The sequence below is a fragment of the Cupriavidus sp. GW822-FHT06G04 genome (assembly GCF_058799075.1).
Map to the genome: position 1 here is coordinate 1 of NZ_JBXALD010000022.1, position 11,272 is coordinate 11,272.

At 66.2% G+C, this 11,272-nt stretch carries 8 protein-coding genes; 2 read left to right on the forward strand and 6 right to left on the reverse strand.

Annotated elements, in window-relative coordinates:
• Nucleotides 1-187 precede the first annotated feature (187 nt).
• Together AC1RKI_RS29310 and mdtD are read left to right on the forward strand one after the other, a co-directional pair.
• Complete coding sequence (locus AC1RKI_RS29310) at nt 188-2,302, forward strand: TonB-dependent receptor family protein (protein ID WP_492798322.1); 2,115 nt, start codon at nt 188-190, stop codon at nt 2,300-2,302.
• Nucleotides 2,303-2,417: 115 nt separating this feature from the next.
• Nucleotides 2,418-3,860: a multidrug transporter subunit MdtD gene (mdtD, locus tag AC1RKI_RS29315; protein WP_223506172.1), complete on the forward strand. Its 1,443-nt coding sequence runs from the start codon at nt 2,418-2,420 to the stop codon at nt 3,858-3,860.
• 37 nt (nt 3,861-3,897) lie between these two features.
• Here the strand turns inward: mdtD and AC1RKI_RS29320 are convergent, their stop codons facing one another.
• The 6 genes from AC1RKI_RS29320 to nirD all read right to left on the reverse strand — a co-directional run bounded on the left by AC1RKI_RS29320 (nt 3,898) and on the right by nirD (nt 11,268).
• A complete protein-coding gene (locus tag AC1RKI_RS29320) occupies nt 3,898-4,866 on the reverse strand; it encodes a threo-3-hydroxy-L-aspartate ammonia-lyase (protein ID WP_150982715.1) in 969 nt (322 codons plus the stop codon).
• Between the two features lie 27 nt (nt 4,867-4,893).
• Nucleotides 4,894-5,901 (reverse strand): ornithine cyclodeaminase family protein, encoded by a 1,008-nt coding sequence (locus tag AC1RKI_RS29325; RefSeq protein ID WP_492798325.1) that lies wholly within the window; start codon nt 5,899-5,901, stop codon nt 4,894-4,896.
• Between the two features lies 1 nt (nt 5,902).
• Nucleotides 5,903-6,529: a helix-turn-helix transcriptional regulator gene (locus AC1RKI_RS29330; RefSeq protein WP_150982719.1), complete on the reverse strand. Its 627-nt coding sequence runs from the start codon at nt 6,527-6,529 to the stop codon at nt 5,903-5,905.
• A 211-nt stretch (nt 6,530-6,740) separates the two neighbouring features.
• Nucleotides 6,741-9,527 (reverse strand): molybdopterin-dependent oxidoreductase, encoded by a 2,787-nt coding sequence (locus AC1RKI_RS29335; RefSeq protein ID WP_492798327.1) that lies wholly within the window; start codon nt 9,525-9,527, stop codon nt 6,741-6,743.
• Nucleotides 9,528-9,573: 46 nt separating this feature from the next.
• Nucleotides 9,574-10,815, reverse strand: coding sequence for an NAD(P)/FAD-dependent oxidoreductase (locus tag AC1RKI_RS29340; protein WP_492798329.1), 1,242 nt, complete (start codon nt 10,813-10,815; stop codon nt 9,574-9,576).
• Between the two features lie 69 nt (nt 10,816-10,884).
• Nucleotides 10,885-11,268 carry a nitrite reductase small subunit NirD gene (gene nirD / locus AC1RKI_RS29345; protein WP_150982723.1) on the reverse strand — a complete coding sequence of 128 codons (384 nt, stop codon included), beginning with the start codon at nt 11,266-11,268 and terminating at the stop codon, nt 10,885-10,887.
• Nucleotides 11,269-11,272: the final 4 nt, after the last annotated feature.

An 11,272-nucleotide genomic window follows, 5' to 3' on the forward strand; every position in this document is an offset into this window, starting at 1 on the left:
GCGGCGGATCTTCGAAGCGTACCGCGACAAGGTGGTGGACGCCCGCACGCTGGTCGACGCTGGCAACTGAGGCGCGCGGCGCAGTCGGTATTTGCCTGTAGGGCAGGGGCGCGGCGACTGAGGGTAGACTATGCGCCACGCGCGATGGTCGCGCGTGCGAGGTGTCTATCTTTCGGAACGCGCCCCCATGCACGCTACCGGCAGCACCCTGTCATTCATTCTCGAACGCCGCTGCCTGGCCATCGCCAGCTGGCTCGTGCCGTCGGCGCTGGCGGTCTGTTCGCCCGCCGATGCGCAGGAAACCGCCACGCTGCCCGACGTCGTGGTCAGCGCCAGCCGCAACGAGCAGCGCCGCTTCGATGCGCCAGCCGCCATCGACAGCATCGCGGTCAACCCGTTCACGGCCACGTCGCCTCTGGTCAATCTTTCCGAACTGACGCTGACCAGCCCCGGCATTGCCGTACGCGATCGCCAGAACTATTCGCAGGACCTGCAGATCGCCGTGCGCGGCTTTGGCAGCCGATCCACTTTCGGCGTGCGCGGCGTGCGTCTGTTCGTCGATGGCATCCCGGCCACCATGCCCGATGGGCAGGGACAAGCGTCCACCTTCGACCTGGCCAATGCGGAGCGCGTGGAGATTTTGCGCGGACCGTTCGCGCAGATGTACGGCAACGCATCGGGCGGCGTCGTGCAGGTATTCACACCTGATCCTCCCACCAAGGGTTTCACCGGCAGGGCTTCGTCGGGCTTCGGTTCCGATGGGCAATGGCAGGCCGGCGTGTCGCTAGGCGGCGGCAACGACAAGCTTGGCGGCACACTCGACGCGTGGACCTATCAGACCGACGGTTATCGCGATCACAGCGCCGCCCGGCGCTATCAGCTCAATGCGAAGATCGTCGCGCAGCCGACGTCCGCGACCCGCATCACCGGACAATTCAACTACTTCAACCAGCCACTGGCCGAGGATCCGCTCGGACTGACCCGTGCGCAAGCCGAAGCCAATCCGCGCCAGTCCGTGGCCGCCGCCACGCAGTTCAACACCGGCAAGGAAGTGGAGCAGACGCAGGCCGGTGTGGTCGTCGACCATCGACTCGGCGAGCGCGACAGCCTTAGCTTTCGGCTCTACGGCGGCGGCCGCCAGTTGACGCAGCGGCTCGGTTTTAGCGGCGCGGCGCCGTCGTCGGCGGGCGGCATCGTCGATCTGGATCGCACCTATGGCGGAGGCGCGCTGTCATGGACGCGCAAGACTACCGCCAACGGCCTGCCACTGCAGTGGACCGCCGGCATCGAAGCCAATGGCATGCGCGATGCGCGCCATGGCTACGTCAACAACAACGGGCAACAGGGCGCTCTGCGGCGGGACGAAACCGACGAAGCTGCCGACTATGGCGCGTATGCGCAATTTAACTGGACCGTGCATCCGGCCTGGGAACTGGTGGGCGGCGTGCGGGCCAGCATGGTGCGGTTGCGCATCGACGATCATTTCATCACGGCGGCAAGTCCCGATGACAGCGGCACGTCGACGTATCACAATGTCAGCCCCGTGTTGGGCGCGGTATGGCACGCGCATGAAACGCTCAACGTCTACGCCAATCTTGGCCGCGGCTTCGAAACGCCGACGCTGACCGAAGTGGCCTATGGCCCCGGCGGCACTGGCGCCAATCTGGGGTTGCAGGCATCAACCAGCCGCCAGGGTGAAATCGGCATGAAATGGCAGTCAGGTGGTCAGCGGCTGGAAGCGGCGCTGTTCGATGCGGACAGTCACAACGAAGTGGTGCCGCTATCGAACGACAACGGCCGCACGGTCTACCAGAATGTCGACGGCGTGCGCCGCCGCGGCCTCGAACTCGGATGGCGCGGTGTGTTCGGCGCCGCGCAGCGCTTCACGGCGGGGCTCGGCTACACCTATCTCGATGCGTATTTCGGCGAGTCGTTCGTCAACGCGCAGGGCGCAACCGTCGCGGCCGGCAATCGGCTGCCCGGCACGGCGCGCCACAGCTTCGGCGCGGATATCACCTACCGTCCCTGGGGACAGTGGATGGTTGGCGTGGAAGCCAAGGCCGACAGCAAGGTATACGCCGACGATCTCAACACGCAGGCCGCGCCGGGCTACTTCATCTTTAACCTGAAGACCGGCTACACGTTCAAGCTCGGCGGCACGCAACTCTATGTGTTTGGCCGTATCGACAACGTGGCCGACCGCCACTACATCGGCTCGGTGATCGTCAACGAAGCCAACGGCCGCTACTACGAACCCGCGCCGGGACGCCGTTTCTTCGTGGGCATGCGCGCCTCGATGTGAGCGCGCCGCGCATCGGTCCGGCGTGCGAAGCGGGCGATCTTCGCCACCCGTACTTGCCAGCCGCGCGCCACGGGCCTAAGGTTGCACCTTTAGCCGCTGCCCCCGTGTCGACGCCATGTCGCTAGCCACGCCCCCCGCCCAGACCGACACCATGCCCCAGGACCCCAAGCTGCGCATCATGCTGTGGGTGGTGGCCGTCGGCTTTTTCATGCAGACGCTCGACTCGACGATCGTCAACACCGCCTTGCCGTCGATGGCGCGCAGCCTTGGCGAAAGCCCGCTGCGCATGCAGTCGGTGATCATCGCGTACTCGCTGACGATGGCCGTGATCATCCCGGCGTCCGGCTGGCTGGCGGACCGCTTTGGCACGCGCACCATTTTTCAGGTTGCCATCGGGCTGTTCGTGCTGGGATCGCTGCTGTGCGCGTGGGCGCCCACGCTGCCGTTCCTGACCGCCGCGCGCGTGGTGCAGGGCGCGGGCGGGGCGATGCTGTTGCCGGTGGGACGGCTATCCGTGCTGCGCACATTTCCGCGCGAACAATATCTGCAGGCGCTCAGCTTTGTCGCCATCCCGGGCATGATCGGTCCGCTGATCGGACCGACGCTGGGCGGCTGGATCACGCAGACGTTTTCGTGGCACTGGATCTTCCTGATCAACGTGCCTGTCGGCATCATTGGCGCGCTGGCCACGGTGCGGTACATGCCCAACGCGCGGTTGCCGGGCATCGGCCGCTTCGACGCCACCGGCTATGCGTTCCTGGCGATTGCGATGGTCACGCTGTCGTTTTCGCTGGATGGTTTGGCCGAGATGGGCTTCCAGCACGCCACTGTGCTGATGCTGCTGATTGCCAGCATGGCGGCGCTGACCGCCTATGTCCTGCACGCCAACAAGAGTCAGACGCCGTTGTTCCCGCTGAAGCTGTTCCGCATTCACGCGTTCAGCGTGGGCCTGCTGGGCAACCTGTTTGCGCGCATCGGCAACGGCGCGATGCCGTTCCTGATTCCGCTGACCTTGCAGGTCAGTCTCGGTTATTCGCCGCTGAACGCCGGCATGATGATGGTGCCGACCACCGTGGCGGGCATGGCGTCCAAGCGGCTGGCCACGCGCCTGATCGAACGCTTCGGTTATCGTCGCGTGCTGGTGACCAACACGTTCGTGGTGGGACTGGTGATGGCGTCATTCGCGCTGATTTCCCCAACGCTGCCGCTGCCGATTGTACTGGTGCAACTGGCCATTTTCGGCGCGGTGAACTCGGTGCAGTTCACTGCCATGAACACGGTCACGCTGAAGGACCTGAGCGGCGTGAACGCCAGCAGCGGCAACAGCATGCTGTCGATGGTGCAGATGCTGTCGATGAGCCTGGCCGTGACCTCGGCGGGCGCGCTGCTGGCCACCTTCCAGGCCGGCATCGGATCGCATCACTTCGACGTGCTGCCCGCGTTCCACGCCACCTTTATCTGCGTGGGACTGATCACCTCCGCATCGGCGTGGATCTTCATGCAGCTGGACCCGGAGCAAACGGCCCCGGCCCCCGCCCAGCCGTCGGAAGAAGTGTAGGGCGCAGACGCCACCAGCCGCCTGCCGCCCCATTCATTTAGCCGCCCATCAATTCGCAAAAGCGGGCGATATCGACATTTCCGCCACTGATGATGACGCCGACGCGTTTGCCTTTCAGCGCGTCCTTCATCTGCGTGACGGCCGCCAGGCCAAGGCAGCCGGTCGGCTCGACGATCATCTTCATGCGCTCGGCAAAGAAGCGCATCGCCTGCACCAGCTGGGCGTCCGATGCGGTGACGATGTCGGTGACGTCGCGCTTGATGATGCCGAACGTGTAGTTGCCGAGATACTGCGTCTGCGCCCCGTCGGCAATCGTCTTGGGCGTGTCGATATGGACGATCGAGCCGCTGCGCAGCGATTGCTGGCCGTCGTTGCCGGCTTCCGGTTCGACACCGTACAACTTGCACTGCGGCGCCAGTGCGCGCGTGGCCAGCGCCGTGCCCGAAAGCAGGCCGCCGCCGCCGAGCGGCGTGAACAGCGCGTCGAGCGTGCCCACTTCCTCGAACAGTTCCTTCGCCGCCGTGCCCTGGCCGGCCAGCACATCGGGATGATCGTAGGGCGGAATCAGCGTCATGCCGTTTTTCTCGGCGAGGTTGCGGCCAATCGCCTCGCGGTCTTCCTTGTAGCGGTCATAGACCACCACGTTGGCACCGTAGCCCTTGGTGGCAGCGATCTTTGCCGCGGGCGCGTCGTGCGGCATCACGATCGTGGCCGGCATGCCCAGCAGTTTGGCCGACAGTGCGATGCCCTGCGCGTGATTGCCCGACGAAAATGCCACCACGCCGCCCTTGCGCTGTTCGGGCGTGAACTTTGACAGCGCGTTGAAGGCGCCGCGGAACTTGAAGGCGCCCATGCGCTGGAAGTTCTCGCATTTGAAAAACACCTCGGCGCCGAGCATGTCGTTGAGCGTACGCGACGTATTGACTGGCGTGCGATTGGCGTGGCCGGCGATGCGCTGGGCAGCGGCTTCGACATCCGCGTAGGTGGGCAGGGAAATGGTCGTCATGTTGGTCAGGGTTGCAGTGCGGTGGATTTACCAGGGCCAGGCCATGCGCGTGCCGGCGCCATCGGCCAGGGCCCGTTCATGCAGGAAGCGTGCGACCGTCAGGTCTTGCAGCGCCAGTCCGGTCATGTCGAAAACGGTGATGTCGGTGGGCTTGCGCGTAATCGTCGCCGCGCCGGTCAGCACGTCGCCGAACTCGGCGCAAGGCAGCTCCGGCGCCCACTGGCATTCGCCGATGCTGCGTGCCTGGTCGAGGTCGTCAACCACGATCAGCGCGCGTTCCAGCAGGCCTTCGGGCAGCTCGCGCTTGCCGGTGGTATCGGCGCCCACACAGGTCAGATGCGTGCCCGGCTGCACGGCGTGCGCATCGAACAGCGGGCCGCCGCCGGGCGTGGCGGTGATGACCACGTCGCTATCGGCCACTGCGGCGTTGCGGTCGGTGGCCAGCGTCACACGGCAACGATCGGCAAACAGCGCTTCGAAAGCGGCGCTGCGCGCGCCGTTGGCGCTTACGTATCGCAGCTCGGCAAGCGACGGCATCAGGCGCAGCGCGTAGCTGACCTGCACGCGCGCCTGTACGCCCGTGCCAAACACGCACAAACGCCGGCTGTCGGCGCGCGCCAGCGCAGTGAGGCCGAGGCCGCCCGCCGCGCCCGTGCGCGCGGTGGTGATGGCGTTGCCGTCAAGCACGCAGAGCGGGCGTCCGGTGGCCGGATCGATCAGCACGATGGTGGCCTGATGCGGTTCGCCGCCGCGCGCGCGATTGCCGGGCCAGAATCCTGCGGCTTTGAAGCCAAGCAGGTTCTGCTTGCCGACGTCGCCCGCCTTGATGCCGAACACGCCGCCGGTGGCGAGTTTTTCGCGGATCACCGGGAACACCCGGCCTTCGCGATGGCTGTGCAGCACGAATGCTTCGCGCACGGCTGCCATGACGTCGTCGGGCAGCAGCGCCGCTTCGACGGCGTGCTTGTCCAGCAGCAGCAACTGCGCGGCGGCGGTGTCGGCGTGGTTGCCGTGCGGGTGGGAAGTGGCGGGCATGTCAGCGTGCATAACTGTAGACGGTGGCGCGCGACACACCGAGATGCGCCGCGATGGTTTCCATGGCGCGGCGCACATCGAGCAGACCCGAGGTCTTCAGTTCGCCCAGCAGCGCGCGCCGCTCTTCGGTCTTCAATGCGCGCGGCGTGGTAGCAAGGCGCGCCGCGAAGGCATCGATGCGGGCGCGCAGTGCGTCGGCGCCGGTGGGGTCGAGCGTTTCCTTCGGGCCTTCGGCGGCAGTCTGCACGAACTGGCCCATGGCCATCTGCAGGCTGCGAAACAGCGTCAGATCGACATTCATGCACAGCGCGGCGATATAGCGACCGCTGCCGTCCTTGATGCCAATCGACGTGCTTTTGGCCTGCCGTCCATCGGCAAACTGGTTCGCATAGTTGGCCAGTACCTGCGGGTAATCCGGGTCGGTAATGCGCGCCTGGCCGAGTTCGGTGGTGGGATCGCCCACCTCGCGGCCCGACAGGTTGTTGTGGATTGCCAGGATCGATTGCTCCGGATCGAGCAGGTCGTGCACCACGACCTCGCAAAAGGGCGCGAGCGTCTGACCCAGCCCGTCGGCGATCTGCTTGACCTGGTCCAGCAATACACGCTGTTCAGCGGTGCGTTTTGCCATGAGCGCTGCCCATCCCTGACATCAATGATGCTGGACAGTTTGTATAGAGGTGGACGAAATGTCAAGGTTCGGGCATGAAAAAGGCGCGACAGGCGCCGGGGCCCGTGTCGCGCCGGTAGCGCGTGCAGACTTAGCCGGATCGGGTGGATCCGGTGGATCCGGTGGATGCGATGGATTCGGTGGGTGGGGTGGAAGTGGCGGAAGTGGTGGATCAGGCGGTTTCTTCGGCCACGCGGATTTCCACCAGCAGCCTGCGCAGTTCCGGCACGCACGAGCCGCAGTTGCCGCCTGCCTTTACGCAGGCAGTGATTTCGGCGGCTGTCTTGAGATCGTGCTTGCGCACGGCATCGCAGATCATGTTGCGGCCCACGCCGAAGCACGAACAAACGGTTGGCCCGGCATCGGCGGTTTCTTCCAGCGGCTGGCCCAGCAGCAGGCCGATGCGATCGCTGTCTTCGAGCCGGCTCTGCCCGAACAACTGCGACAGCCATGCGCGCGACGGCAGCTCAGCACGGGTCGAGACGTAGATGCAAGCCTCGATCTTGTCATCGACCACATAGCCCGCGTGATAGACGCCGGCGGCGCGGTCTTCGTATTCGAGCCAGTCCGCTTCGGCGTCGTGTACGCCAAGCAACTGGCGCGCCCATGCGCCGCGGTCGGCGATGGCGTCGCGTCCGGCAAATTCGTGGCGCTGGAATTGCCGGCCCTGGATGCGCGTCCAGTACGTCAGCGTATCGGTGTCAACGGGCTGGCGGCTCAGTACGAAGCCATGCCACGAGACCCGGAATTCCTCGACGCGCACTGGCGTGTGCTTGAACTCCGGCTCGCCGGACACCGGGTCCACCGCGGGATTGACCACCGCGCCGACGCGGGCGTCCGAACTGAACTGGTCGTTCCAGTGAATCGGCACGAACACATTGCCGCGTGCAATGCCGCCGCCACAGCGCACGCGTGCCACCATCGCACCCCAGCGGCTGGTCACGCGCGCCAGCTTGCCTTCGCCCACGCCGCACAGCAGCGCGTCTTGCGGGTGCATGTCGACGAACGGCTCGGGGATATGGTCGCTCAGCCGCGCTGCCTTGCCGGTGCGCGTCATGGTGTGCCACTGGTCGCGCACGCGGCCCGTATTGAGTATCAGCGGGAAGTCGTCGTCGGCCGCGTGGGCTGGTGCGCGCGATGCGGTCGGCACGAAACGCGCGCGGCCATCGGCAAATGCGTAGCGCCCATCCTCGAACAGACGCGACGTTCCCGATGTTTCCGGCAGTCCGGATAGTTCCGGCATTTGCGCCGTCTGCCCGGGTGCGGCGGCGCGGACCGGCCATTGCCGTGGTTCGAAGTCGTCGTAGGCGGCCTTGTCCAATCCGGCCAAGCCGCCGATATCGAACATGCGCGGCGCGTGTCGCGCGTCGTCGGCGCCGTTGCGCCACGCACTGAGTCGCGCATGTTCGTCGAAAATCTCGTGCGGCCCCGCATAGTCGAAGCCGGCAAAGCCCATGCGCCGCGCAACGTCGCACAGGATGTCCCAGTCGGCGCGCGCTTCGCCGGGCGCTGGCAGGAATGCGCGCTGGCGCGAAATGCGGCGCTCCGAGTTGGTCACGGTGCCGTCCTTTTCGCCCCAACCCAGCGCGGGCAGCAGCACATGCGCGGCAGCGTTGGTGTCGGTGTCGGCGACGATGTCCGATGCCACCACCAGCTCGCAGGCGGCCAGCGCACGACGGGCCTGGTCGGCAGCGGGCAGGCTGACCAACGGGTTGGTGCCGATCACCCAGACGGCCTTGATCCTGCCTTGCTCGATAGCCTCGAACAGGTCCACCGCCTTGAGGCCGGGCTTGTCCGCCATGGCCGGAGACCCCCAGAAATCCTGCACGATATCGCGATGCATCGGGTTGGCCAGTTCCATATGCGCGGCCAGCATATTTGCCAGTCCGCCCACTTCGCGCCCGCCCATCGCGTTGGGCTGGCCGGTCAGAGAGAACGGGCCCATGCCGGGCCTGCCGATGCGTCCGCTCAGCAGATGGCAATTGATGATGCTGTTGACCTTGTCGGTGCCCGACGACGACTGGTTCACGCCCATCGAGAACGCGGTCACGACCTTTTGCGTGCCGGCGAACATCTCAAAGAAGGCCCGCACGTCTTGCGCATCGAGCTTGCACGCGCGCGCCAGCGCGTCCATGTCGGCGCCATCGGCATCGGCCACGGCAAGCGTGTCGCCCAGCGCTTCGGTGTGGGTCTGCACAAATGCCTCATCGGTGTGCCCGTGACGCGCCAGATAGCTGAGCAGCCCATTGAAGAGGCGCACATCGCTGCCCGCGCGCAGCGGCAGGTGCAAATCGGCCAGCTCGCACGTTGCGGTGCGGCGTGGATCGATCGCCACGATCTTCATGGCGGGCCGCGCTTCCTTGGCGCGCGTCAGGCGCTGGAACAGGATCGGATGGCACCACGCGGTGTTCGATCCCACCAGCACCACCAGATCGGCCTGATCCAGATCCTCGTAGTTGCAGGGCACCAGATCCTCGCCAAACGCGCGCTTGTGGCCCGCCACGGCCGACGACATGCACAGGCGCGAATTGGTGTCTATATTGGCCGAGCCGATGAAGCCCTTCATCAGCTTGTTGGCGACGTAGTAGTCCTCGGTCAGGATCTGCCCTGACACGTACAGCGCGACGGCGTCGGCACCGTGTTTGGCGATGACGTCGGCAAAGCCACGCGCGACCTTGTCGAGCGCGGAGTCCCAACTGACGCGCCGCAGCGATCCATCGGCGTCGCGCACCTGCGGATGGAGAAGGCGGCCGTTCAGGTCGACGGTTTCGCCAAGCGCGGATCCCTTGACGCACAGGCGCCCGAAATTCGATGCGTGATCCGCATCGCCCTGCACCTCGACCTGGCCGTCGGCGCGCACCGTGGCGCGCACGCCGCAGCCGACGCCGCAGTATGGGCAGGTGGTGCGCACGGTGTCAGTGGCGGTGGTGGCAACCACGGAGATATCGGACAGGTTCACGGGTCGGTCTCGCTGGGCGACGAAAGCGCCCTGGTTATGAGGGGGATCAGGCGGCTAGCGCCTCGCACTGTGCCTGGCCGAACAGCAGCCGCTGGCGCAGCGCGCCCACCGGACGGGCGGACTGGATCAGCTCGAAATACCACGGCCCGTCCCGCACATCGCCATACAGCACCGCGCCTACCAGCCGCCCGTCCTGCAGCACCAGGCGCTTGTAGATGCCACGGCGCGGATCGCGCAGCACCAGGTCTTCGCTGCCTTCGCCGCCGATGAAATCGCCTGCCGAATACAGGTCGACGCCGGTCACCTTGAGCTTGGTGGCCGTGGCCTGCTGCACATAGCGGCGATGTCCGGCGCCGGCCAGATGCGCGGCGCACACCCGCGCCTGGTCCCAGATCGGCGCCACCAGACCGAACGTGGCCTGGCGATGCTGCACGCATTCGCCTACCGCGTAGATGCGCGGATCGAATGTCTGCAGCGTGTCGTCGACCACGATGGCGCGCTCGCAGCGCAGGCCGGCGCTGGCGGCCAGTTCGATATTGGGGCGCACGCCTGCCGTCATCACCACCAGGTCCGCCGGAATTTGCGTGCCGTCCTTGAACAGCACGCCGGTCACGCGGTCCGCGCCGAGAATTCCGGCGGTCTGCGCGTTCAGCAGAAAGCGCAGGCCCTTGCGTTCCAACGCGCCCTTGAGCAGCGCGGCGGCGGGCTTGTCGAGCTGGCGCTCCATCAGGCAGTCGGACAGGTGCACCACGGTCACGTCCATGCCCTGGCGCATCAGCCCGTTGGCCGCCTCAAGCCCGAGCAGGCCGCCGCCGATCACCACCGCGTGGCGATGATTGCGCGCCGCATCGAGCATGGCCTGCACATCCTGGATGTCGCGAAAGGCGATCACGCCGTCGAGCGTGTGGCCGGGCACCGGGATGATGAACGGCTTCGATCCGGTGGCCAGCAGCAGGCGGTCGTAGCGCACTTCGCGGCCGGATGCCGACCGCACGCTGCGGCGTGGGCGGTCGATCGACACGACCGGATCGCCAGCCAGCAGTTCGATGCCGTGCTGCGCGTACCATTCGCGCGAGTTCAGCATGATGTCGTCGACGGTCTTCTCGCCGGCCAGCACCGGCGACAGCAGGATGCGGTTGTAGTTGCCGTGTGGCTCGGCGCCGAACACCGTGATGTCATACAGGTCCGGCGCCAGCTTCAGCAGTTCCTCGACCGTGCGCATGCCGGCCATGCCGTTGCCGACAACGACCAGTCTGGGTTTGGCATGGGACATAGCGTGCGACGTCATGGGCGGCTTCCTGTGGGGCGAGAAGTGCGAAAAGGGCTGCGTTGTGCTGGGTGGGATGAGGCTTGCGCTTCAGGCGGCCAGCTCTTCTTCCGCGGCGCGTTGCGTCGCCGACGTCGCCACCCACACCTTGCCGTCGTAGACGCGCGCGGCATACGCATCAACGGCGTGTTCGGGGGCTTCAAGGCATTCGCCGGTGCGCAGGTCGAAATGGTGCTTGTAGATCGGCGAGGCCACCACCAAGCGGTCGCCGAGGCTGCCAACCAGGCCGCGCGACAGCACGTTGGCCTGCGCGTTGGGATCGAAATTGGCGATCGCATACACGTCTTCGCCGCGGCCGATGCGGAACACCGCAACCTGCTGGCGGCCGACCAGCGCGCAGACACCAGTATTGGGCACGATATCGCGCAAGGTGCAAATCGCGGTCCAGGTCTCGGGATGGTGGGCTTGGCTCATCACG